This window comes from Streptomyces sp. NBC_01525 (assembly GCF_045040405.1).
Classification (GTDB): Bacteria; Actinomycetota; Actinomycetes; order Streptomycetales; family Streptomycetaceae; genus Streptomyces; species Streptomyces benahoarensis.
Map to the genome: position 1 here is coordinate 694,768 of NZ_CP109397.1, position 23,306 is coordinate 718,073.

22 protein-coding genes and 2 pseudogenes are annotated in these 23,306 nt (G+C 74.4%); 17 read left to right on the plus strand and 7 right to left on the minus strand.

All coding sequences use genetic code 11. From position 1 onward, the window contains the following. The first annotated feature begins 50 nt into the window (after positions 1-50). Complete coding sequence (locus tag OG422_RS03050; RefSeq protein WP_405747615.1) at positions 51-806, plus strand: enoyl-CoA hydratase family protein; 756 nt, start codon at positions 51-53, stop codon at positions 804-806. Between the two features lie 108 nt (positions 807-914). Here the strand turns inward: OG422_RS03050 and OG422_RS03055 are convergent, their stop codons facing one another. From OG422_RS03055 to OG422_RS03065, 3 genes are all read right to left on the minus strand, one after another. Beyond that, positions 915-2,072, minus strand: a complete 1,158-nt coding sequence (locus OG422_RS03055; protein ID WP_405739356.1) for an acetyl-CoA C-acetyltransferase — start codon at positions 2,070-2,072, stop codon at positions 915-917. A gap of 24 nt (positions 2,073-2,096) precedes the next feature. After that, positions 2,097-2,693, minus strand: coding sequence for a TetR/AcrR family transcriptional regulator (locus OG422_RS03060; protein ID WP_143941237.1), 597 nt, complete (start codon positions 2,691-2,693; stop codon positions 2,097-2,099). A gap of 175 nt (positions 2,694-2,868) precedes the next feature. Continuing rightward, complete coding sequence (locus OG422_RS03065) at positions 2,869-4,035, minus strand: acyl-CoA dehydrogenase family protein (RefSeq protein WP_405739359.1); 1,167 nt, start codon at positions 4,033-4,035, stop codon at positions 2,869-2,871. A gap of 79 nt (positions 4,036-4,114) precedes the next feature. Between OG422_RS03065 and OG422_RS03070 the strand changes: the two genes are divergently transcribed. The 9 genes from OG422_RS03070 (at position 4,115) to OG422_RS03110 (ending at position 11,915) form a co-directional block, all read left to right on the plus strand. Further along, the gene (locus OG422_RS03070) at positions 4,115-4,963 is read left to right on the plus strand and encodes an enoyl-CoA hydratase (protein WP_405739362.1); all 849 of its coding nucleotides are present in this window, start codon (positions 4,115-4,117) and stop codon (positions 4,961-4,963) included. Beyond that, positions 4,963-6,129, plus strand: coding sequence for an acyl-CoA dehydrogenase family protein (locus OG422_RS03075; protein WP_405739365.1), 1,167 nt, complete (start codon positions 4,963-4,965; stop codon positions 6,127-6,129). The genes OG422_RS03070 and OG422_RS03075 overlap by 1 nt, the downstream gene beginning before the upstream one ends. Beyond that, positions 6,129-7,151 carry an acyl-CoA dehydrogenase family protein gene (locus OG422_RS03080; RefSeq protein ID WP_405739368.1) on the plus strand — a complete coding sequence of 341 codons (1,023 nt, stop codon included), beginning with the start codon at positions 6,129-6,131 and terminating at the stop codon, positions 7,149-7,151. The genes OG422_RS03075 and OG422_RS03080 overlap by 1 nt, the downstream gene beginning before the upstream one ends. A 52-nt stretch (positions 7,152-7,203) precedes the next feature. Next, positions 7,204-8,274, plus strand: a complete 1,071-nt coding sequence (locus OG422_RS03085; protein ID WP_405739371.1) for an acyl-CoA dehydrogenase family protein — start codon at positions 7,204-7,206, stop codon at positions 8,272-8,274. 212 nt (positions 8,275-8,486) lie between these two features. After that, positions 8,487-8,813: a hypothetical protein gene (locus OG422_RS03090; RefSeq protein ID WP_405739374.1), complete on the plus strand. Its 327-nt coding sequence runs from the start codon at positions 8,487-8,489 to the stop codon at positions 8,811-8,813. Positions 8,814-9,124: 311 nt separating this feature from the next. Beyond that, positions 9,125-9,646 (plus strand): SDR family oxidoreductase, encoded by a 522-nt coding sequence (locus OG422_RS03095; protein WP_405739377.1) that lies wholly within the window; start codon positions 9,125-9,127, stop codon positions 9,644-9,646. A 162-nt stretch (positions 9,647-9,808) separates the two neighbouring features. Continuing rightward, positions 9,809-10,801: a dihydroxyacetone kinase subunit DhaK gene (gene dhaK / locus OG422_RS03100; RefSeq protein ID WP_405739380.1), complete on the plus strand. Its 993-nt coding sequence runs from the start codon at positions 9,809-9,811 to the stop codon at positions 10,799-10,801. Between the two features lie 86 nt (positions 10,802-10,887). Beyond that, positions 10,888-11,496, plus strand: coding sequence for a dihydroxyacetone kinase subunit DhaL (gene dhaL, locus OG422_RS03105; protein WP_405739383.1), 609 nt, complete (start codon positions 10,888-10,890; stop codon positions 11,494-11,496). Beyond that, positions 11,493-11,915: a PTS-dependent dihydroxyacetone kinase phosphotransferase subunit DhaM gene (locus OG422_RS03110; protein WP_251076555.1), complete on the plus strand. Its 423-nt coding sequence runs from the start codon at positions 11,493-11,495 to the stop codon at positions 11,913-11,915. The genes dhaL and OG422_RS03110 overlap by 4 nt, the downstream gene beginning before the upstream one ends. 54 nt (positions 11,916-11,969) lie before the next feature. Here OG422_RS03110 and OG422_RS03115 read toward each other — a convergent pair whose 3' ends face one another. Continuing rightward, the gene (locus OG422_RS03115) at positions 11,970-12,791 is read right to left on the minus strand and encodes an SAM-dependent methyltransferase (protein ID WP_405739386.1); all 822 of its coding nucleotides are present in this window, start codon (positions 12,789-12,791) and stop codon (positions 11,970-11,972) included. 556 nt (positions 12,792-13,347) lie between these two features. Between OG422_RS03115 and OG422_RS03120 the strand changes: the two genes are divergently transcribed. Both OG422_RS03120 and OG422_RS03125 read left to right on the plus strand, forming a co-directional pair. Then, positions 13,348-13,947, plus strand: a complete 600-nt coding sequence (locus tag OG422_RS03120) for an RNA polymerase sigma factor (protein WP_405739389.1) — start codon at positions 13,348-13,350, stop codon at positions 13,945-13,947. Next, positions 13,944-14,693 (plus strand): hypothetical protein, encoded by a 750-nt coding sequence (locus OG422_RS03125; RefSeq protein WP_405739392.1) that lies wholly within the window; start codon positions 13,944-13,946, stop codon positions 14,691-14,693. Before OG422_RS03120 ends, OG422_RS03125 begins: the two co-directional genes overlap by 4 nt. A 113-nt stretch (positions 14,694-14,806) precedes the next feature. Here OG422_RS03125 and OG422_RS03130 read toward each other — a convergent pair. After that, positions 14,807-16,321, minus strand: a pseudogene (locus OG422_RS03130) (aldehyde dehydrogenase family protein); the annotation flags it as partial. Positions 16,322-16,359: 38 nt separating this feature from the next. On the opposite strand from OG422_RS03130, the pseudogene OG422_RS03135 reads away from it, so the two are divergent. Next, positions 16,360-17,486: pseudogene (locus OG422_RS03135) on the plus strand (LysR substrate-binding domain-containing protein). Here OG422_RS03135 and OG422_RS03140 read toward each other — a convergent pair. Next, a complete protein-coding gene (locus OG422_RS03140; RefSeq protein ID WP_405747617.1) occupies positions 17,429-18,154 on the minus strand; it encodes a FadR/GntR family transcriptional regulator in 726 nt (241 codons plus the stop codon). The pseudogene OG422_RS03135 and the gene OG422_RS03140 overlap by 58 nt on opposite strands. 110 nt (positions 18,155-18,264) lie before the next feature. Beyond that, complete coding sequence (locus OG422_RS03145) at positions 18,265-18,708, minus strand: STAS domain-containing protein (protein ID WP_405747619.1); 444 nt, start codon at positions 18,706-18,708, stop codon at positions 18,265-18,267. 507 nt (positions 18,709-19,215) lie between these two features. Here OG422_RS03145 and OG422_RS03150 point away from each other — a divergent pair. The 4 genes from OG422_RS03150 to OG422_RS03165 all read left to right on the plus strand — a co-directional run bounded on the left by OG422_RS03150 (position 19,216) and on the right by OG422_RS03165 (position 23,290). Next, a complete protein-coding gene (locus OG422_RS03150) occupies positions 19,216-19,977 on the plus strand; it encodes a DeoR/GlpR family DNA-binding transcription regulator (protein ID WP_143943751.1) in 762 nt (253 codons plus the stop codon). Between the two features lie 127 nt (positions 19,978-20,104). Further along, positions 20,105-21,481 (plus strand): ABC transporter substrate-binding protein, encoded by a 1,377-nt coding sequence (locus tag OG422_RS03155; RefSeq protein WP_405739395.1) that lies wholly within the window; start codon positions 20,105-20,107, stop codon positions 21,479-21,481. Beyond that, positions 21,462-22,433: a carbohydrate ABC transporter permease gene (locus OG422_RS03160; protein ID WP_251076842.1), complete on the plus strand. Its 972-nt coding sequence runs from the start codon at positions 21,462-21,464 to the stop codon at positions 22,431-22,433. Before OG422_RS03155 ends, OG422_RS03160 begins: the two co-directional genes overlap by 20 nt. Continuing rightward, complete coding sequence (locus OG422_RS03165; protein ID WP_143943749.1) at positions 22,430-23,290, plus strand: carbohydrate ABC transporter permease; 861 nt, start codon at positions 22,430-22,432, stop codon at positions 23,288-23,290. Before OG422_RS03160 ends, OG422_RS03165 begins: the two co-directional genes overlap by 4 nt. The last annotated feature ends 16 nt before the right edge of the window (positions 23,291-23,306 follow it).

Here is a 23,306-nt window from a genome sequence, read left to right on the forward strand (position 1 = left end):
GCTGCTAGCGTACCTAACAAACGTTAGATGGAAAGGTGGTCGAACGCCTCATGGGTGTCTCCGTCTCCCGTCCCGAAGAGGGCGTCCGCGTCGTCACCGTCGATGTCCCGCCGGTCAACGCCCTTCCCGTACAGGGCTGGTACGACCTCGCCGACGCGGTGCGCACCGCGGGCGCCGACCCCGGGGCGCGCTGTGTGGTGCTGGCCGCCGAGGGGCGCGGCTTCAACGCAGGGGTCGACCTCAAGGAGATGCAGCGCACGCCCGGCCACACCGCACTGCTCGGCGCCAACCGCGGCTGCTACGCGGCGTTCGCCGCGGTCTACGACTGCGAGGTACCGGTCGTCGCCGCGATCCAGGGGTTCTGTCTGGGCGGTGGGGTCGGGCTGGCCGGGAACGCCGATGCGATCGTGGCGAGCGACGATGCGGTGTTCGGCCTGCCGGAGCTGGACCGCGGGGCGCTCGGCGCCGCGACCCATCTCGCCCGGCTGGTCCCGGCGCACCTGATGCGGACGCTGTACTACACCTCCCGGACCGTCACCGCCGAGGAGTTGCGGGCGCACGGCTCGGTGTGGCGGGTGGCGCCCCGGGCGGAGCTGCGGGCGGCGGCGCTGGAGCTGGCGCGGGAGATCGCCGCGAAGGACGGGGCGCTGCTGCGGCTGGCGAAGGCCGCGCTCAACGGCATCGACCCCGTCGACGTCCGCCGCAGCTACCGCTTCGAGCAGGGCTTCACCTTCGAGGCCAACCTCAGCGGCGTCGCCGACCGCCACCGGGAGGCGTTCGTCGCGTCGCGGGAGACGAGGGGCTGAGCGTCGCGGGAGCGGTACGGGCGTGGTCCCAGCGGGCGTCGGGCCGTGTGCCGCCCGGGTGAGGCGGTGCGGGCGTCGGGCCCGCCCGCCCCGGACACCCCCAACCCCTCACAGCCGTTCGATGATCGTCACATTGGCCTGGCCGCCGCCCTCGCACATGGTCTGGAGGCCGAACCGGCCGCCGGTGCGCTCCAGTTCGTGCAGGAGCGTGGTCATCAGCTTCGCGCCGGTGGCGCCGAGGGGGTGGCCCAGGGCGATGGCGCCGCCATTGACGTTGACCTTCGCCGGATCGGCGCCGGTCTCCCGCAACCAGGCGAGCACCACGGAGGCGAACGCCTCGTTGATCTCCACCAGATCGATGTCATCCATCGTCAGCCCGGCCCTGCGCAGCGCGTACGCGGTGGCCGGGATCGGCGCGGAGAGCATCCGGATCGGATCCTCGCCGCGCACCGACAGGTGGTGAACGCGGGCGCGCGGCGTCAGCCCGTGGTCGCGGACGGCGCGCTCGGAGGCGAGGAGGAGGGCGGCGGCGCCGTCGGAGATCTGGGAGGCGAGGGCGGCGGTGAGCCGGCCGCCCTCGGTCAGCGGTGCCAGCGCCGCCATCTTCGCGAGGCTGGTGTCGCGGCGCGGCCCCTCGTCGGCGGTGACGGCGCCGTACGGCACGGTCTCGCGGGCGAAGCGGCCCTCGTCGAGGGCGCGGGCGGCCCGCCGGTGCGAGCGGAGCGCGAACTCCTCCATCTCCTCGCGGCCGATGTCCCACTGCGCGGCGATGAGTTCGGCGCCGTGGAACTGGTCGACGGGCCGGTTCCCGTACCGCTCGCGCCAGCCCGTCGATCCGGCGTAGGGACCCTCCGTGAATCCCAGCGGTTCGGCCGCCCGGCGGCCGGCGAAGGCGATCGGGATCTGCGACATGCTCTGGACGCCGCCCGCGACGACCAGGTCCTGGGTGCCGGAGAGCACGCCCTGAGCGGCGAAGTGGACGGCCTGCTGGGAAGAGCCGCACTGCCGGTCGACGGTCACGCCCGGCACCTCCTCGGGCAGTCCGGCCGCCAGCCAGCAGGTGCGGGCGATGTCCGCCGCCTGCGGTCCGACGGTGTCCACACAGCCGAACACGACGTCCTCCACCGCGGCCGGGTCCACGCCCGAGCGCGCCATCAGGGCCGTCAGCACCTGCGCCCCGAGGTCCGCCGGGTGGACGGCGGACAGCCCGCCGCCGCGTCGGCCGACGGGAGTGCGGACCGCTTCGACGAGATACGCCTCGGGCATCGGGGGCTCCTCAGGGAAGATGCGTCAGGGGGTGCGCTCCCCGAGGGCGATGCCGTCGAGCACCATCGAGAGGTACTGCCGGGCGATCTCGTCGGGGCTGTGCAGTCCGCCCGGCCGGTACCACGACGCGGCGACCCAGACGGTGTCGCGGACGAAGCGGTAGGTGAGGCGGATGTCCAGGTCGGCGCGGAAGACGCCGTCGGCGACGCCGCGCTCCAGGGTGCCCAGCCACGCCTTCTCGAACTTTTGCTGCGAGTCGGCGAGATAGGTGAACCGGGGCTGGACGGAGAGGTGGCGGGACTCCTTCTGGTAGATGGCGACCGCCGAGTGGTGCCGGTCGATCTCCCGGAACGACTCGGTGACCAGCGCCTCGATGGTCTCCCGGGGGCCGAGCCCGGCGGCCAGGACGGCGTCGTAGCCCGCCCACAGCTCATTGAGGAAGGTGGAGAGGATCTCGTCGAGCATCGACTCCTTGGAGTCGAAGTGGTAGTAGAGGCTCCCCGCCAGCATCCCGGCCGCGTCGGCGATCTTGCGGACGGTGGTGGCGTTGTACCCCTGCGCGGCGAACACGTCGGCGGCCACGCCGAGCAGTTCCCGGCGCCGCGCGGGCGAGGGGGTCATCGTCTTCTTCTTGCCGCTGTCGGGCGCGTTGCTTTTCGGCACACCGCCATTGTCGTCCCCCGCCCGCGCGGCGCCGGGACCGGGCCGGGCCCGGAGGCGTACGGAGCGGAGCGGACGGTCCGGCGCGGGGCGGCCCGCGGCCCCGTGAGCGGATCCGGGCGCCGCGCGGCACCCGTCACGGCCGGGCCTCCCGGGGCAGTCCCAGCACCCGCTCGGCGATGATGTTCCGCTGGATCTCGTTGGAGCCGCCGTAGAGCGTGTCGGCGCGGGAGAAGAGGAACAGCCGCTGCCACTCGTCGAGGTCGTACGGCGCCCCGGCGGCCAGCGTGCCGCCCGCGCCGCGGATCTCCATGGCGAGTTCGCCCAGTTCGCGGTGGAAGGTCGCCCAGTAGATCTTGCCGATGGACGCCTCCGGGCCCGGCGCCCCGGCGGCGGCGCCCTCCAGCATCCGCAGGGCGTTGCCGCGGATGGTCTCCAGGCCGATCCAGGAGCGGGTGAGCCGGTCGCGGATCAGCGGGTCGCGGGCCGCGCCGGTGCGGACCGCGAGGGCGGCCAGCGCCTCCCATTCGCGGCGGAAGCCGACCTGCTGCCCGAGGGTGGAGACACCGCGTTCGAACCCGAGGGTGGCCATCGCCACCGCCCAGCCGCCGCCCTCCTCGCCGACGAGGTTCCCGGCGTCGGTGCGGGCGCCGTCGAACAGCACCTCGTTGAACTCCGCGGTGCCGGTGAGCTGGGTGATCGGCCGGATCTCGACGCCGTCCCGGTCCAGCGGCACCAGGAGGTAGGACAGGCCCCGGTGGCGGGTGGACCCCGGCTCCGTACGGGCCAGGACGAAGCACCACCGGGACTCGCGGGCCAGCGAGGTCCAGATCTTGCGGCCGGTGAGCACCCATGCGTCGCCGTCCCGCTCGGCGCGGGTGCGGACCGCGGCGAGGTCGGATCCGGCGTCGGGTTCGCTGTAGCCCTGGCACCACAGTGCGTCGACGGCGGCGATGGCCGGGAGGAAGCGGGCGCGCTGTTCCGGTGTGCCGAACGCCATCAGGGTCGGGCCGACCAGCTGTTCGCCGATGTGGCCCACGCGCGCGGGCGCGCCGGACTCCGCGTACTCCTCGTGGAAGGCGACCTGCTCCTCCAGGGTGGCGCCGCGGCCGCCGTACTCCTCGGGCCAGCCGACGCAGGTCCACCCGGCGGCGGCCATATGGCGCTCCCAGGCGAGCCGTTCGGCGAACGCCTCGTGCTCCCGGCCCGGCCCGCCGAGGCCGCGCAGCTCCGCGAACGCGCCGGTGAGCTGCGCGTCCAGCCAGGTCCGCGCCCGTGTCCGGAACTCCTCCACCGCGCTCATCTGCCGGCTCCCCCACGGATCTCGACGGCCACCGGCCGGTACGTTAACCTACCAAACACTTGTTAGGGAAGGAGGGCGGATGTCCACTGCCCCGACGGAGCCTGTCCGCTACGAAACCCGGGGCCCGGTGGCCCTGATCACCATGGACCGCCCCGCCTACCGCAATGCCCAGAACTCCGCGATGACGTACGCGCTGGACCGGGCCTTCTACCGTGCCGCCGCCGACGACGCGGTCGGCGCGGTCGTCCTCGCCGGGGCGGGCGCGCACTTCTCGGCCGGCCACGACATCGGCACCCCGGAACGCGACGCCCACCTCCCGTTCAACCGCGCGGCCGGACTGTGGTGGGACCACTCGGACAAGCAGGGCGCCGAGAGCCGCTACGCCCGCGAGTCCGAGATCTACCTCGGCATGTGCCGACGGTGGCGGGAGCTGCCCAAACCGGTGCTCGCCTGCGTCCAGGGCGCCTGCGTGGCGGGCGGGCTGATGCTGGCCTGGATCTGCGACCTGATCATCGCCGCCGAGGACGCGTTCTTCGTCGACCCGGTGGTCCGGATGGGCATCCCCGGCGTCGAATACTTCGCCCATCCCTGGGTGATGCCGCCGCGTATCGCCAAGGAATTCCTCTACACCGGCGACCGGATGAGCGCCGCCCGCGCCTACGAGCTGGGCATGGTCAACCGCGTCGTCCCCCGCAACCAACTCCTCGACCACACCGTGGAGTTGGCGACCCGGATCGCCGGTCAGCCGCGGATGGGGCTGGCGCTGACCAAGCGGGCGGTCAACCAGGCCGAGGACCTCCAGGGCCTGCACACCGGCCTGGACTCCGTCTTCGGCCTGCACCACCTCGCGCACGCGCACAACGCGGAGACCTCACGGGATGCGCTCGGCGGCATGGACATCCGCGCCATGAAGGAGGCCGGATCCTGATGGATCTCGATCTCACCGCGGCCCAGTGCACGTTCCGCGACGAGGCCCGCGCCTGGCTCGCCCGCCATGTCCCCACGACGCCGCTGCCGTCCCTGGAGACGGCCGGGGGCTTCGCCGCCCACCGTGCCTGGGAGCGGACGCTGGGCGCCGGCCGCTGGTCGGCGGTGTCCTGGCCCGAGCGGTACGGCGGCCGGGGCGTCGGCATCGTCGCATGGCTGCTCTTCGAGGAGGAGTACCACGCGGCGGGCGCCCCCGGCCGGGTCGCGCAGAACGGCGTCAACCTCCTCGCCCCCACCCTGCTGGAGCACGGCACCGACGCCCAGCGCGCCCGGATCCTGCCGCCGATGGCGCGCGGCGAGGTGATCTGGGCGCAGGCGTGGTCGGAGCCGGAGGCCGGATCGGACCTGGCCGCGCTGCGCTCGACGGCGACCCGCACCGACGGCGGCTGGCTGCTCGACGGGCAGAAGACCTGGTCGTCCCGGGCCGCCTTCGCCGACCGCGCCTTCGGCCTCTTCCGCAGCGACCGCGGCGCCCGCCCGCACCACGGCCTGACGTATCTGATGTTCCCGCTGGACGCGCCCGGGGTGACGGTCCGGCCGATCGGCCGCCTCGACGGCAAACCCGCCTTCGCCGAACTCTTCCTGGACGGCGTCTTCGTCCCCGACGAGGACGTCATCGGCGCCCCCGGCGACGGCTGGCGCGTCGCGATGTCCACCGCCGGGAACGAACGCGGGCTGACGCTGCGCAGCCCCGGCCGGTTCACCGCCGCCGCACACCGGCTGGCCGCCCTGTGGCACGAGCGCGGCACCCCGGAGGACACGGCGCTGCGCGACCGGGTCGCCGACGCGGTCATCGGCGCCGAGGCGTACCGCCTGTTCACCCACGCGGCCGCCGCCCGGCTCGCCGCCGGGGAGCCGATCGGCGCGGAGTCCAGCCTGAACAAGGTCTTCTGGTCGGAGCTGGATCTCGCGCTGCACGAGACCGCGCTCGATCTGCTCGGCCCGTACGGCGCACTCGCCGACGACGCCGACGAGGCGCCCGCGCACGGCCGTTGGGCGGAGGGATACGTCTTCGCGCTCGCCGGTCCGCTCTACGCGGGCACCAACGAGATCCAGCGCGACATCATCGCCGAGCGGCTGCTCGGCCTGCCGAAGGGACGACGCTGATGCGGTTCCTCCTCGACCGCGAGCAGCGGGAGTTCGCCCGGACGCTGGACACGATGCTCGGCGCGGCGGACACCCCCGCGGCGGTACGGGCCTGGGCGGCCGGCGATCCGGGGCCCGGCCGCGCCCTGTGGGGGAAGCTCGCCGCCGTTGGGGTGTTCGCTCTCGCTGTCCCCGAACGCGACGGCGGCCTGGGCCCGCACCCTGTTGAACTGGCCGCTGTCTTCGTGGAGTTGGGGCGTCATGCGGTGCCGGGCCCGCTCGTCGAGACGGTCGCGGCGGCGACGCTGCTGGCCGCCTTGGACGCCCCCGCGGGCGGGCCGGGCCGGGCCGTTTCCCGCCCCGGCGGCGACGCGGCCGGCCTCCTCCCCCGTATCGCGGCCGGGCACTCCCTCGTCTCCCTCTGCCTCCTCACCCCGGCCCAGCCGTACGCGCTGGACGCCGACGCGGCCGACGCGGTGCTGGTCGTCGAGGGGGACGCGCTGCGACGGGCGGAGTCCGCGGGCCCGGTGCAGCGCTCCGCCGATCCGGCGCGGCGGCTGGCCCGGCCGGGCCCGGGGCCCGTCCTCGCGCGCGGGCCACGGGTGCGGGCGGCGGCGGACCGGGCGGCCGATGTGGCGGCGCTGGCGACCGCCGCCCAGGCGCTGGGGCTGGGCCGCGCACTGCTCGACGCGACCGTCGGGTACGTCCGCGACCGGAGGCAGTTCGGCGTGCCCGTCGGCTCGTTCCAGGCGGTCAAGCACCGGCTGGCCGACACGCTGCTGGGCCTGGAGTTCGCCGAGCCGCTGGTGTACGCGGCGGCGCTCGCCCTGGCGCGGGGCGCGGCGGACGACCGCAGCGTCCCGGCGGCGAAGGTCGCGGCCGGTGAGGCGGCGTACGCGGCGGCCCGCACCGCGCTCCAGCTGCACGGCGCCCTCGGCTACACCGAGGAGCCCGACCTGTCCCTGTGGATCCGCAAGGCACGCGCGCTGCGCGACGCCTGGGGCACCCCCGCGGCGCACCGCGCCCGCGTCCTGGCCCCGTGACGACCGGTCCGGTACGGGAACCGGCACCGCGGCATCAGCGAAGGAGTGGACGGTGCGACTGACGGCGGAACAACGGGAGTTGGGCTCCGCGGTACGCGCGGTGCTCGCCCGGCACGGCAGGGCGGACGCCTGGCGGCCGCTGACCGAACAGATCGGCGTCGCGGGGCTCGGCGTCCCCGAGGCGTACGGCGGCTCCGGCGGCGGCGCCCGCGAACTCCATGTGGTGCTGACGGAGCTGGGCCGGACGCTGAGCCCCCTGCCGTTCCTCGGCTCGGCGGTCCTGACCACGCAGGCCGTCCTCGCCACCCGGGACGAACGGGCCCGCGCCCGCCTGCTGCCCGGCCTGGCGTCCGGGGCGGTGGTGGGCGCCCTGGCCTGGGCGGAGGACGGATCGTGGGACCCGGTGCGGATCCGGACCGGGGCGGTCGCCGGGCCGGACGGGCGCTGGCGGCTCACCGGCGTCAAGGAACACGTCCTGGACGGCGCCGATGCCGGGCTGCTGCTCGTGGCGGCGCGGACGGCGCACGGCGTCGCGCTCTTCGAGGTCCCCGCCGGCGACCCGCGGGCCCGGCGCGAGGCCCTGGTCCCGGTCGACTCCACACGGGCGCAGGCCCGGATGGTCCTCGACGGGGCCGAGGGGCGGCTGCTCGGCACCGACGGCGACGGCACCCGGGTGCTGGCCCGCGTCCTGGACCTGGCCGCCACCGCCCTCGCCGCCGAACAGACCGGCGCCGCCGCACACTGCCTGAAACGCACCGTCGCCTACACCGGTACGCGGCGCCAGTTCGGCCGCCCGATCGGCTCCTTCCAGGCGATCAAACACCGGCTGGCCGACGCCTACGTCCAGGTCGAGGCCGCCCGCACCGCCGCCCTGGCCGCCGCCTGCGCCGCCGACGACCGCTCCCCCGCCCTGCCCCGCCTGGCCGCCGCCGCCAAGTCCGCCTGCTCGGAGGCGTTCACGGCCGTGGCCGGCGAAATGCTCCAGCTCCACGGCGGCATCGCCCTCACGTGGGAACACGAGGCCCACCACTACTTCAAACGCGCCTACACCTCCGCCCAGCTCTTCGGGTCGGCGGCCTGGCACCGGGGGCGGCTGGCGAGGGAGCTGGGGCTGGCGGGGTGAGGGGCGCGGGCGGCAGGCGCCGGTCTCGGCGTCCTGGCGCGCGGACGAGCCGTCAACGCCCTTACGAATGCGCCGTATTGGGCTTCCGTCTCCAAAAGCACCTCCGCCCGTCACCTCGCGTCCTCGCAATCCATCGCCCCGCTACTCTCGCCCCGAGGGGGCCGGCTTCGGCAGAAACCCTCACGGCACACCACCAACGAAAGGTGCGTTTCATGCGCAAGTTCAGGCGTGTTCTCGTCTCCGCGGCCGTCGTCACGGTGGCGGCGACGGCACCGGTCGCCGTCGGCGCGGCCTCGGCGAGCGCGGCGCAGCCCGCCGCCACGGTCTCCGCCCCCGCCGCGAAGCTCTCCTGCGACGCGCAGCAGCTGCGGGACAAGGCGAACGAGTACCGGCGCCTGTCCGACGAGGCCGAGGCCCGCTCGCGGGAGGAAGCGGCCCGCGGCAACACACAGCAGGCCGCCGCGTACAAGGAGAAGGCGCAGGCTTACCACCAGGAGGCGGAGCGCTACCTCGCCGAGGCCGCGCGCTGCAACGGCTGACGGGCGGGAACGCCCGCGGGTCCGTCGCCACCGGCGGGCCGCAGCGGCGGTCCGGGGACCTCCCCGGGCCGCCGCTGCCGTGTGCGGGCCGGGCGGCGGATCACGCCGGCGGAGCCGGCCGCCGTGGCAGGGGGCCGACGCGGATGATGCGGCGCTACGAAGGGGCCACCCCGCAGGTGCTGCGCGACGGCGGGCGCCAACGGCAGTGAGCGGAACGTTCAAGACCGGCGGCGCCGGGGCCGATGAGGCTGGTGGGACAAGGGCACGGCCGGGCCGTGCCACACCGTTCGCCACCACCGCAGGAGGCCGACGTGGTCAGCAAGCCCGACATCACGCTCCAGGGGAAGGCCGCCTTCATCGGCGGCGCGTCGCGCAATCTCGGCGGGCTGATCGCCGGCACGCTCGGCGCGGAGGGCGCCCTGGTCGCGGTCAACTCCAAGGCGGCGTTCTTCGTGATGAAGGAGGCCGCCCGGCGAATCGAGGACGGCGGGAAGATCGTCACGATCGTCACCTCGCTGCTGGCCGCCTACACCGGGCTGTACTCCTCGTACGCGGGGAGCAAGGCGCCCGTGGAGCACTTCGCGCGGGCCCTGTCGAAGGAGCTGTTCGGGCGGAACATCTCGGTCAACAACATCGCGCCGGGGCCGATGGACACCCCGTTCTTCTATCCGGCGGAGGACGACGACTCCGTCGCGTTCCACAAGGCGTCCGCGATGAACGGCGACCTCACCAGGATCGAGGACATCGCACCGTGGGTGCGGATGCTGCTGACCGACGGCTGGTGGGCCAACGGTCGGACGCTCTTCCTGAACGGGGGCTACACGACCCGCTGAGACCGGCGGGACGGGCCGTCGCCGCCGCTTCCGGACCGTCCGGGCGACGGAATCCCCGCGTCGCCCCACCGATCGGGCCCGGCTCTTCGATACTGGACGGTGTCGTCCGCCGTCCGGCCGGACCTCGTACGGGGCCGCCGGGACCCACCGCAGGAGGAACCGTTGAAGATGCTCATCAACGTCGCCGAGACCGTCGTGGCCGACGCGCTGCGCGGTATGGCGGCGGCCCATCCCGAGCTGGTCGTGGACGTCGAGAACCGGTTGGTGGTGCGGCGGGACGCGCCGGTGGCCGGGAAGGTCGCGCTGGTCTCCGGCGGCGGCAGCGGGCACGAACCGCTGCACGGCGGGTTCGTCGGACCGGGCATGCTGGACGCGGCGTGTCCCGGGGAGGTGTTCACCTCCCCGGTGCCCGACCAGATGGTGCGGGCGGCCGCCGCCGTGGACAGCGGCGCGGGCGTGCTGTTCATCGTGAAGAACTACACCGGCGACGTGCTGAACTTCCGGATGGCGACGGAACTGGCCGAGGACGAGGGCGTCACGGTCGCCAGTGTGCTGGTCGACGACGACGTGGCGGTGACCGACTCGACGTTCACCGCGGGCCGCCGCGGCACCGGCGCCACCCTCTTCGTGGAGAAGATCGCCGGGGCGGCGGCCGAGGAGGGCGCGCCGCTGGAGCGGGTCGAGGCAATCGCCCGGCGGGTCGTCGGGGCGTCCCGCAGCTTCGGGGTGGCGCTCGCCGCCTGCACCACCCCGGCCAAGGGCAGCCCGACCTTCGATCTGCCGTCCGGGCAGCTGGAGTTGGGGGTCGGCATCCACGGCGAGCCGGGGCGGGAGCGGCGCGCGATGATGACGTCCCGGGAGATCGCCGAGGTCGCGGTGGACGCCGTCCTGGACGATCTGCAACCGGAGTTGCCGGTGCTGGTGCTGGTCAACGGCGCGGGGGCGACGCCGCTGCTGGAGCTGTACGGCTTCGCGGCCGAGGTGCACCGGCGGCTCGCCGACCGTGAGGTGGCGGTGGCCCGTACCCTCGTCGGCGACTATGTGACCTCGCTGGACATGGCGGGCGCTTCGGTGACGCTCTGCCAGGTGGACGAGGAGCTGTTGCGGCTGTGGGACGCGCCGGTGCAGACCGCGGGGCTGCGATGGGGCCGCTGAGCCGCGTCACCGTCCCGCGCCCGGGCGCCGCCCGGGTGCCCGTACCGTTCGCACCGCCCGCAGCGCTACGAGCAGAGGAGAGTCACGTGCCCGAAACGGCCCTGGATGCCGCGTTCTTCGTCCGGTGGATGACGGAGGTCGCCGCCGCCGTCGACCGGGAGGCCCGTCACCTCACCGACCTGGACTCCGCGATCGGCGACGCCGACCACGGCAGCAACCTCCAGCGCGGCTTCACCGCCGTGCGCACCCTCCTGGAGAAGGAGCCCCCGGCGATGCCCGGCGCCGCCCTCATGGCCGCGGGGCGGACGCTGGTCTCCACGGTCGGCGGTGCGTCCGGTCCGCTGTACGGCACGCTGCTGCGGCGGACCGGCAAAACGCTCGGCGACGCGGAACGGGTCGACCTGGAGCAGCTGCGGGACGGGCTGCGCGCCGGGGTGGACGCGGTCGGGCAGCTCGGCGGATCGGCGCCGGGCGACAAGACGATGCTGGACGCGCTGGACCCGGCGGTCACGGCGCTGGCGGACGGCTTCGCGTCGGCGGCCGAGGCCGCCGGGCAGGGCGCGCGGGCGACCGTACCGCTCCAGGCCCGTAAGGGGCGCGCCAGCTATCTCGGGGAGCGCAGCATCGGGCACGAGGATCCCGGGGCGGCGTCGTCGGCGCTGCTGTTCGCGGCGCTCGCGGAGGTGGCGCGGTGACGGGGCGGGCGGCGGTGGCAGGCACGGTCGGCATCGTGCTGGTATCGCACAGCGGGCCGGTGGCGGAGTCGGTGGCGGCGCTCGCCACCGGGCTGGCGGGCGCCGGGGCGGGCGCGCCGGTGGCCCCGGCGGGCGGCACACCGGACGGCGGTCTTGGCACCAGCGCGGAGCTGATCGCCGAGGCGGCGCGCTCGGTGGACGGCGGGGCGGGCGTCGCGCTCCTCGTCGATCTGGGCAGCGCGGTGCTGACGGTGAAGGCCATGCTGGCGGAGGGCGATGAACTGCCCGAGGGGGCGCGGCTGGTGGACGCGCCGTTCCTGGAGGGCGCGGTGGCCGCCGTGGTCACCGCGTCGACCGGCGCCGACCTGGTGGCGGTGTCGGCCGCGGCCGGGGAGGCGTACGGGTACCGGAAGGAGTGAGGGCGCCATCGGCGGAGGGCCGGGGTCGGACACGAGCAGGACGCGCCCCGCGACCTACGGCTTGCGAGCGATCGCCGCGTAGCAGGCGGCCTCGGCGTCGGTGACGTGGGTGGCGTCCTCGGGGCGGTCGGGGCGCCACTGGTGGGAGAGGGTGATGCCGGGGTCCAGCAGTTCCCAGCCGTCGAAGAAGCGGGCGAACTCCGTACGGGAGCGGAACTGCAGCTCCGTCCCGGCGTCGGCGTAGATCTCGATGATCCCCCGCATCGCCTCGGGCGCGAAGTCGGGCGTGGCGTGGGTCATGGCGAGGGTGGAGCCGCTGGGCACCGCGTCCTTGAGGGTGTCGACGATGGCGTGCGCGCGGCCCCGGCCGTCGTCGGTGACGAAGTGCATCAGGGCGTTCAGGCTCAGGCCCACCGGCCGGGTGAGGTCCAGGGCTTCGAGGAGTGGGGGGGCCGCCATGATGCCGCCCGGGTCGTGGGCATCGGCCTGGACGTAGGCGGTGCGGCCCTCGGGGGTGCTCTGGAGCAGTGCGGCGGCGTGGGCGAGGACGATCGGGTCGTTGTCGGTGTAGACGACGCGGGCGTCGGGCGCCACGGACTGGGCGATCTCGTGGAGGTTGGGCGAGGTGGGGATGCCGGTGCCTATGTCGAGGAACTGGCGGATGCCCGCTTCGGCGAGGAAGCGGGTGGCGCGGTGCATGAACTCGCGGTTGATACGGGCGGCGACCAGCGCCGCGGGGAAGACGCCGAGGACGCTTCCGGCCGCCATCCGGTCGGCCAGGAAGTTGGTCTTCCCGCCGAGGAAGTAGTCGTAGATACGGGCCGAATGGGCCCGGTCCAACCGCAGGTCCACCCCTGATGCGGTGTGGTCGCTCATCGTGTGCAGCCTCCCCTGTCCGGTGAGCCGCCGCACCGGCGACCATGATCGATTGTGACACCGGGGCTCGCCCCGTCACGGCCCGCGCGGACCGCACCGTGGCACCTGGACGGCCGGGGCGCACGGCGGGGTGGACGGCGTGCGCGGGGCGCGCGCGGATGCCCGGCGCCCGCACCCCGGTCGCGCGCGGTCATATGAATACCCGGCGGCGGATTTCTTCGCCCCCATGCCACAAATGGGTGCACTTTCCTGTTGATTGGAAGGGAGGACAACCGTCCTCCCGCCGCTCCCCCGCCATCTGACGCGCCGGGGACGGCGGTGCACGGCGAACGGAACGAGGACGGCTCGTGAGCGCATACCGGCACCGGCTCCCGCCCGTATCCGCGGGGGCGCACGCCCATCCGGCGGCGGCGCGGCGGAAGGCCACCAGGGCCCGGCGGCCCCCGGCCGCCGCCCGCACCGAACTGCCCGCGCGCTCCCCTTTCCCCACCGGCGTACGCGGGGCGTGCCAGCGCGCCCGGCAGCGACATACCCGGCGCGCAGGCGAGGGGCGTACATGAGCCGGTACGCCGGGCCGCGCGTCTTCGGGACCACGGACACGGATGAGGGCACCGAGACGGACCGTCACCTGTCCCTCTCCTTCGAGGCGTTCCACGCCACCCATGCGCGGAAGTGGCTCAAGTACGCCTATCTGCACACCGGGGGACGCGACGCCGCCGTCGAGGTGACCCGCGGCGCCTTCCGCCGGCTGGCCGCCGTGTGGCCGCACGCGCTGCGGCAGGCGTCGGTGGAGGCATTCGCCTGGGCGCTTCTCAAGGAGTGCGTCGTGGAGTGGCTGTACGACCACCGGCAGCCCACCGCGCTCACCGAGACCGCGGCCTTCGCGGTGGTCACCAAGGCGCTGCTGCGGGAATTCCAGGCGCAGTTCGCGTTACTGGAGAGCCAGTTGGGGCTGTACGCGGCCATCGCCCGGCTGCCGGAGCGGCAGTGCGACGTGATCGTGCTGCGGCATGTGATCGGGTACGGCGACGCGCAGATCGCGGCGCTGCTGGGCGTCGACGAGGCCACCGTCCGCTCGCACGCCAGCCGGGGCAGGCGCAGGCTCGCCGCGGCGCTCGGAATGGATCAGGGAAACGCAAGGGGGAACCGGCCATGACCTTCACGCACGGGACCGGTCGGCGTGACACCGTCGAGGCGCTGCTCGACGCCGCCGCGGCGGTCGCCGACATCGATGACCTGGAGAGTTTCGGGGAGTTGGACGACCGCGGCGTCCTCGACGGCTTCGGGCTGCTGGACGGCGACGGCCCGGGGGCGGGTGCGGCGCCCGGCGTGCCCCCGGCGGTCCGGCCCGAGCGGGGCGCGCCCAGTGCGTATCCCAGTGCGCGGGACGAGGCGACGCACGAGCTGGAGCTGGCGTGTGCGCTGGTGGTGAACGCCGCAGCGGCGGCGGCCAGTCTGGAGCGGCTGGTCGATGAGCACCGCATCGACCCGGAGGGCGCGCTGGTCTTCGCGTGTCTGCTGCACATCACGGGGCGGAGCGAGGCGGCGCACTTCTGGTGGCACTTCGGTGCCGGGGCGGGCAGCCGGACCGCGGCGTACTGCCTCTATCTGGCGCACCGCCGCAACGGCGACTTCCGGGACGCGGCGTACTGGCGGGAGCAGGCGGCGCACTCCCCCGACGAGGAGCGGCGGCAGATCCCGGCGTTCGACACCCGTCAGCTGCTGCCGGACGCCGCCCGCCACAACCTTCTCGTGCAGTGGCACAGCGGGCTCGCGCCGACGCTGCCGCCCGCGCTGGAGGGCGTGATCAACCGGCTGACGGTGGACGGCGACGACGAGGATTTCGGGGAGATCCCGCGGCCCTCGCCGACGCTGGTACGAGATCTGGGCGGACCCTGCTGACCGGCCGCTCCCGGGTCCCGGGCGGGCCCGGGTTCCGGGAGCGGTCGGGCCCGGGAGCGGTCGGGCCCGGGAGCGGTCGGGCCCGGGAGCGGTCGGGCCCGGGAGCGGTGCCGTCACAGGAAGGTGACGCCCTGGGCGAGCGGGAGCGCGTCGGAGTAGTTGACGGTGTTGGTGGCGCGGCGCATGTAGCCGCGCCAGGCGTCGGAGCCCGATTCGCGGCCGCCGCCGGTCTCCTTCTCCCCGCCGAACGCGCCGCCGACCTCGGCGCCCGAGGTACCGATGTTGACGTTGGTGATGCCGCAGTCGGAGCCGTCGGCGGCGAGGAAGCGTTCGGCCTCCCGCTGGTCGCGGGTGAAGATGCTCGCCGAAAGACCCTGCGGGACCGCGTTGTTGAGGGCGATGGCCTCGTCCAGGGTGCGGTAGGTCAGCGCGTAGAGGATCGGGGCGAAGGTTTCGGTGCGGACGACGGTGGTCTGCCGGTCCATGCGGACCAGCGCCGGGCGGACGTACGCGGCGTCCGGTGCCTCGCCGGTCAGGCACGCCTCGCCCCCGGCGAGGACGGTGCCGCCGTCGCGGCGCGCGGCGGCCAGCGCCTCGTCCATGGCGTCGCGGGCGGCGCGGTGGACGAGCGGTCCGACGAGGGTGGCGTCGGCGAACGGGTCGCCGACGGTGAGGCCGCGGTAGGCGTCGGCGATGCGCGGCAGCAGGCAGTCGGCGACGTCCTCGTGGACGAGGAGGCGGCGCAGGCTGGTGCAGCGCTGGCCCGCGGTCCCGGCGGCGGCGAAGACGATGCCGCGGACGGCGAGATCGAGATCGGCGGAGGGGGCGACGACGGCGGCGTTGTTGCCGCCCAGCTCCAGCAGGGTCCGGCCGAAGCGGGCGGCGACGCGGGGCGCGACGGCGCGGCCCATCCGTACCGAGCCGGTCGCGCTGACCAGCGCCACCCGGGCGTCATCGGCGAGGAGCGCGCCGAGGTCGGGGCCGCCGAGCAGCAGATGGTGCAGGCCGTCCGGCGCGCCGGTGCCGGCGGCCGCCCGCGCCAGCAGGGCGGTGCAGGCGAGGGCGGTGAGCGGGGTGAGTTCGGACGGATTCCAGACGACGGGGTCGCCGCAGACGAGGGCGAGCGCGACGTTCCAGGACCATACGGCGACGGGGAAGTTGAAGGCGGTGATGACGCCGGTGACGCCGAGCGGGTGCCAGGTCTCGCCAAGGCGGTGGCCGGGGCGTTCACCGGCGATGGTGCGGCCGCACAGCTGGCGGGAGAGGCCCACGGCGAAGTCGCAGATGTCGGTCATCTCGCGGACCTCGCCCAGCGCCTCCGAGCGGATCTTGCCCGCCTCGATGGTCACCAGGTCGGCGAGGTCGTCCTGGTGGACGTCGATCAGCGCGCCGAGCCGTTTGACGAACGCGCCGCGGCGGGGCGCGGGGACGGTCCGCCAGGCGTGGAAGGCGCGGTGGGCGTCGGCGAGCGCGGCGTCCGCCTCGTCGGCTCCGGTGGCCGGCAGCGTCCCGAGGATGCCGCCGGTCAGCGGCGTACGGGCAGTGAGCGCGGCGCCGGGCGGGGTGGCAGCGGGATCGAGGGCGAGGGTGGCGCCGCAGCGGGCGAGGGCGGCGGCCGCCCGGTCGCGACGCGGCCGCCGCTGCGCTCGGGTACACGCCCGGCGCGGTGTCGCAGCACATCGCCGCGCTGGAGCGGGCCACCGGCGCGGAGTTGGTGCGGCGGGCGGGCCGCCGGGTGGAGCTGACCGACGCCGGACGCACCCTCGCGGTGCACGCCGAACGGATCCTCGCGGCGCAGGCGGAGGCGCTGGCGGCGGTGGAGCGCGGGCGGGGCGAGGTCGGCGGGCGGCTGGTGCTGGGGGTGTTCGGCAGCGCGGCGGCGGTGCTGTTGCCACCGGCGCTGCACCGGCTGCGGTCGCGCCATCCGGCGGTACGGGTGGTGAGCCGCGAGGTGGACGTGGACCAGGCGTACGCGGAGGTGTGCGCGGGGCGGGTCGATCTGGCGCTGGGGCTGGACTATCCGGACGCTCCGCTGCCGCGCGACGGAAAGGTGGAGCTGGTGCGGCTGCGGACCGAGCGGTTCGCGCTGGCGGTCCCGGCCGGGTGCCCGCCCCGTCAGGCGGCGCGCTGCGGCTGGCCCGGGCGGCGGAACTGGCATGGATCCTTCCCGCGCCCGCGTCGTACTACGGGCGGGCGGTGCGCACCGCGTGCCGCCGCGCCGGGTTCGAGCCGCGGGTGGCGCACGAGGTCACCGACACGGCGACGTCACTGGCGATGGTCGCGGCGGGGCTGGGCGTGGCACCGGTGACGGATCTGATGCTGCGGCTGCGGTCGGAGGGCGTCACCGTGGTGCCGCTGACGGACGCGCTGGAACGGCATCTCGTGGTGGCGGTGGACGCGGTGGCCCGGCGGCGTCCACCGGTCGCGGCGCTGATCAGGGCGTTGGGGGAGGGGGCGGTGCCGGAGGGCGCGGTGGGGTTCCAGGAGGCGGGCGGGCCGGGCGCCGCGGCGGCGCTCCCGGACGCGGGCGGGTCGGGCGACGCGCCCCAGGCCCCTGGCGCGGACCGTACGGGCGGCCCGGCGGATCCCCCGGCCCCGGACGGCCCGGACGCCCCTGGCGCGGGCTCCACGGACGGCGCGCCGCCTTCCCCGGCCCCGGGAGCACCGCAGGAGATCCCAGGGCCCGGTGCCGAAGGCCGTGCGGACAGGCCGACGAGTACCGCGACCAGCGACGGCTACGAACGCGCCGCAGGCCCCCGAGCCGCCGCCACCCGCCCCCGTACCGGCGCGTAATGCGCCCCGATCGCCGCCGCGAAGGCGCTCGCATCGCCGGAGCGGGCCGCGTCGACGATCGCGCGGTGGGCGGCGAGGGTCTGCCGTTCGTCGTCGAGGGTGACCATGTCCAGCTGCGGGCCGACGGTCGCGTAACTGTCCCAGAACGCCTGGGTGAGCTGGCTGATGAGGTCGTTGCCGAGAGGGGCGACGAGGAGGGTGTGGAAGGCGCGGTCGGCGGCGGTGAAGCCGTCGCCGCCCGCGGGGTGGCGGGCCATCTCCGTGACCAGGTCGTCCAGCGCGTCGAGCTGAGCGGGGGTCAGGGCGGCGACGATGCCATCGGCGTTGCCGCGTTCGAAGAGTTCCCGGACGTCGACGAGGTCGGCGTAGGCGCGGAAGTCGTCGTCGGGGCTGAGCAGTCCGCGGAAGGTGACGCTCTCGGCGAGCGCGGAAAGGCCAAGGCCGCCGACGTAGGTGCCGTGCCCGTGGCGGACCTCGACGATGTCGAGCGCGGCGAGGGACTTGACCGCCTCGCGGACGCTGGAGCGGCTGGCGCCGAGGGTGGCGCACAGTGCGGACTCGGTGGGGAGGAGGTCGCCGGGGCGCATGCGGTTGTCGAGCATATGGCGCTTGATCTCGTCCGCGACCTCCTGGCGGAGCGACGACCGTCCGCGGCGCGCCTGCGCCACCTCAGCACCCGGCACCTGATGCCCCTCTCCCCGTTACGGCCGGGCGCAGCGTATCAATCGGACATGACACGGCCGGGTGCCGTCCGGCGGGCGCGAAGCGGGGCCCGCGGTCAGGCGGGGGCCGGGCCGCCGGTGTGCGGTTCCCGGTCCGTGGCGTCGGGCGTCTGCGGGTCGTCCGGCTCCGGGGGCCAGACGGGGCGGCTGGCGTACGGGACGGCCGTCAGGGCGTGGCCGACGGTCGGGAAGCAGGAGAAGACGCCGAGCGACTGGGTGCCCACCAGCAGGCGCAGCATCCGCACGCCCAGGGAGGCGAGGAGGAGGCGGCCCTCCAGGCGGCGGCAGAGCCATTCCAGGGCGAGCAGGCAGCTCAGGCCTCGGGAGTCGCAGAACCGCAGCGCGGTCAGATCGAGCACGAGGAAGCGGTGTCCGGCCGAGACGACGGACCGGGCCTCGGCGAGAAATGCCTGCTCGGTGCGGAGATCCAGCTCCCCCGTGACACGCAGCACGGCGCACTCGTCCGCCTGGACGAGTGCCGTGACCGCCAGCGACCGCATATCCGCACTCATGCCGTCCAGCGTAAGCGGCCCGGCGGTGGGCCTCGCCGCCGCGGCCGGGAGCGCGCTCGGGGCGTGCCCCCGGCGGGCGGGCCGGTGTGCGGCGGTGCGGGCGGGTGCTCCGCCGCCGCTCAGGGCCGTTCCAGGGGCGTGCCGAACCCCTCGCACGAGTGATCATCCGGGGCCCTGGATGATCTTTTACGGTCATTCGGGAGCGATTCGGTCAGCCGGTCCGGCCGGAATTCGCCGGGGTCCGCGCGCCCGCAGATGTCCGCGGACCGCCCGGAGCGGCCAAACGGGCAGCCATCGAATCACAAGGCCGTCACGGAGCGGAAAAGTGCGGGCAGAAGCAGGCAACTTTTCTCTCCCTGCGGGCAGCGAGACGCCCAGGATCGGTTGCTATAAACCTCGGGCGGGCAGAAACGGGCAGGTCCATGACCGAACGGATCGGCGCGCGCCCCCTGATCCGTGCCCGAGCGGGCCGACCGTACAGCGCAGGAGAGAGCCATGAGGGCCGAGGAACGCCAGCACCGGATCCTCGTGCTCGCCCGGCAGACCGGCCGGGTGGAGGTCGCCGACGCCGCCGAGGAGTTCGCCGTCGCCCGGGAGACCGTACGGCGGGACCTGAGCGAGCTGGAGCGGCGCGGCCTGGTGCGGCGCACGCACGGCGCCGCCTACCCGGTCGAGAGCGCGGGCTTCGAGACGACGCTGGCGCGCCGGGAGACCCAGCAGGTCCCCGAGAAGCGCCGGATCGCGGCGGCCGCGGCGCAGCTGCTCGGCGAGGCGGAGACGGTCTTCGTCGACGAGGGGTACACCCCGGAGCTGGTCGCCGGGCTGCTCCCGGCCGACCGGCCGCTGACCGTGATCACCCCGTCGCTGCGCACCGCGTCCCTGGTGTCGGCCAACGAGTCCACGACCGTGCTGCTGGCCGGTGGCCGGGTCCGTGGCGGGACGCAGGCGACCGTCGGCTCCTGGGCGCGGGACATGCTCGCCCGGTTCGTCATCGACCTGGCGTTCCTCGGCGCCAACGGCATCTCCCGCGAACGCGGACTGACCACGCCCGATCCGGCGGTCGCCGAGGTCAAGGAGCAGGCCGTGCGGTCCTCGCGGCGGCGGGTGCTGGTGGGGGTGCACAGCAAGTTCGGGGCGAGCAGCTTCTGCCGGTTCGCGGAGATCGGGGACGTGCACACCGTCGTCACCGACGCCGGACTGTCCGCGCCGGAGGCCCACCGCTACTCCCTCCTGGGGCCGCAGGTGCTCCGGGTCTGACCCGGGCGGGCCGCGCCCGGCACCGCCGCCTCCGTCCGCCGCCGCGGCCGTCGGCCGCCCCTCGCCCCGTGCGGGCCGTCGCGTCCCCGGGCGCGGCGGCCCGGACACGTCCAGAAAGGTACGAGCCGTGAGAGCACGCTCCCCCGGAAACCGCCGGGCCCGCACGGCGGCACCGGCCGCCCTCGCCCTGGCCCTGGCGCTGACCACCACCGGCTGCTACCGCGGCGCCGGTGACACCGGCAACGACGGCAGCGACACGATCAACGTCCTGATGGTCAACAACCCGCAGATGGTCGACCTCCAGCGGCTGACCGCCCGGCACTTCACCGCGAAGACCGGCATCAAGGTGCACTTCACGCTGCTGCCGGAGGACGATCTGCGCGACAAGATGAGCCAGGACTTCTCCAGCCAGGCCGGACAGTACGACGTCGCCAGCCTCAGCAACTACGAGACGCCGATCTACGCCCGCAACGGCTGGCTGACCCCGCTGGGCGAACGCGCCGCGAAGGACCCGGAGTTCGACCAGCGGGACATCCTGGCGCCGGTCCGCTCCTCGCTGACCGCGGCGGACGGGAAGATCTACGCCGAGCCGTTCTACGGCGAGTCATCGTTCCTGATGTACCGCAAGGACGTCCTCGCCGACGCGGGCCTGACCATGCCCGACCGTCCGACATGGCGTCAGGTCGCCGCGCTGGCCGCGAAGCTGGACGGCGCCCGTAAGGGAATGAAGGGCATCTGCCTGCGCGGCCAGCCCGGTTGGGGCCAGTTGGCCGCGCCGCTGACCACCGTCGTCAACACCTTCGGCGGCACCTGGTTCGACAAGGACTGGAAACCGGGCGTCGACTCCCCCGAGTTCACCCGGGCCACGCAGTTCTACGTCGATCTGGTCCGTGAGCACGGCGAGGCGGGCGCCCCGCAGGCGGGTTACACCGAGTGCCTCAACGACATGCAGCAGGGCAAGGTCGCCATGTGGTACGACGCGACGGCGGGCGCCGGGTCGCTGGAGAGCGACGGCTCCAAGGTTGCCGGGAAGATCGGCTACGTGCCGGCGCCGGTCGAGAAGACGAAGAGCGCGGGCTGGCTCTACACCTGGGCCTGGGGCGTGCAGAAGGCGAGCCGCCATCAAGGCGCCGCCTGGAAGTTCGTCTCCTGGGCGTCCGGCAAGGGCTACGAGCGGCTGGTCGGCAAGGAGTGGGGCTGGTCGCGGGCGCCGGGCGGCAAACGCGCCTCGCTCTACCGCGACCCCGAGTACCGCAAGGAGTCGGGCGCCTTCGCCGCCGCGACGGAGGAGGCGATCCGCACCGCGCGGCCCGACGACCCGGGGGTGCAGCCGCGTCCGGCGCCCGGTATCCAGTTCGTCGGCATACCCGAGTTCTCCGACCTGGGCACCAAGGTGTCCCAGGAGATCAGCGCGGCCCTCGCGGGCAAGCAGAGCGTGGCCGCGGCCCTCGCCGAGAGCCGGCGGCTCGCCCAGGAGGTGTCCGATGCCTACACCGACCGCTGAGACCGTGCGGAGTGGCGCCGCGTCCGGTGGCGCCGTGCCCGTGCGGGGCGCGGCCGCCCGGCGGGCGAAGGAGTGGGCGCGGCGCGCGCCGCTGCTGCCCGCGCTGGTGTTCCTGATCATCGTGACCCAACTGCCGTTCGTGGCCACGGTGGTGCTCTCCTTCACCCGCTGGAACGCGCTCGCCCCCGACCGCCGCGGCTTCGCCGCCCTCGACAACTACGCCGCGGTCTTCACCGACCCGGCGCTGCGCGCCTCGGTCGCCACGACGGTGCTGCTGACGGTGACGGTGGTCCTGGTCAGCCTGGTGCTGGGGCTGGGGCTGGCGCTGCTGCTGGACCGGAAGTTCTTCGGCCGGGGCCTCGTGCGCACGCTGCTGATCACGCCGTTCCTCGTCGTCCCGGTGGCCGCCGCGCTGCTGTGGAAGCACGCGCTGTACAACGCGTCGTACGGGCTGCTCAACGGCGCATTGACCGCGGTGTGGCGGCTGTTCGGCAGTGACGGCGCACCGCAGCCGGACTGGATGACGTCGTCGCCGCTGGCCGCCGTCGAGACGGCGCTGATCTGGCAGTGGACGCCGTTCATGATGCTGATCCTGCTGGCCGGGCTCCAGTCCCGTCCGGCCGACGCGATCGAGGCGGCGCGGATGGACGGCGCCGGGACGTTCGCGATCTTCCGGTATCTGACGCTGCCGCATCTGCGCCGCTACCTGGAGCTGGCGGCGCTGCTGGGCACGGTGTACGTGGTGCAGAACTTCGACGCGGTGTTCACGATCACCTCGGGCGGCCTGGGCACCGCCACTCTCCCGTACACCCTCTACCAGACCTTCTACCAGGCCCATGACTACGGCCGGGCGTCCGCGCAGGGGGTGGTGGTCGTGCTGTGCTCGCTGCTGGTGGCGACCTTCGCGCTGCGCACCGTGTCGTCCCTGCTCCGCGAGGAGATCACCCGATGACCCCGACCACCGCGCCCGCCTCCCTGCGGCGCCGCCGCCGCGCCAACGGCCTGCTGGGGCTGGTGGCCTGGCTCTGCGGGATCGCGTTCTTCCTGCCGGTCGCCTGGATGGTGCTGACGTCGCTCCACAGCGAGCAGGACGCGGCGACCAACCCGCCCTCGCTCACCGCCCCGCTGACGCTCCACGGCTACCGCGAGTTCTTCGGCGCGGGCGGCGGCGGGCTCAGCCCCTGGCCGCCGCTGGTCAATTCGCTCACCGCGTCGGTCCTCTCCACGCTGCTGGTGCTGCTGCTCGCCGTCCCGGCGGCGTACGCGCTGTCGATCCGGCCGGTGCGCAAGTGGAGCGACGTCCTGTTCTTCTTCCTGTCGACGAAGATGCTGCCGCTGGTGGCCGGGCTGCTGCCGGTCTACCTCGTCGCGCAGAACACCGGGCTGCTGGACGACATCTGGCTGCTGGTCGTCCTCTACACCTCGATGAACCTGCCGATCGCGGTGTGGATGATGCGGTCGTTCCTCGCGGAGGTGCCGGTCGAGATGCTGGAGGCGGCGTCGCTGGACGGCGCGGGTCTGGCCACCACGCTGCTGCGCATCGTCGGCCCGGTCGCGCTGCCCGGTATCGCCGCCACCGCGCTGATCTCCTTCCTCTTCAGCTGGAACGAACTGCTCTTCGCGCGGGTGCTGACCGGCGTGGTGGCGGGCACCTCGCCGGTGTTCCTGACCGGCTTCGTCACCAGCCAGGGCCTCTTCCTGGCCAAGGTCTGCGCGGCGGCCACGGTGATCTCGCTGCCGGTGCTGGCCGCCGGTTTCGCCGCCCAGGACAAACTGGTGCAGGGGCTGTCCCTGGGGGCGGTGAAGTAACGACGGCGTCCCCCGC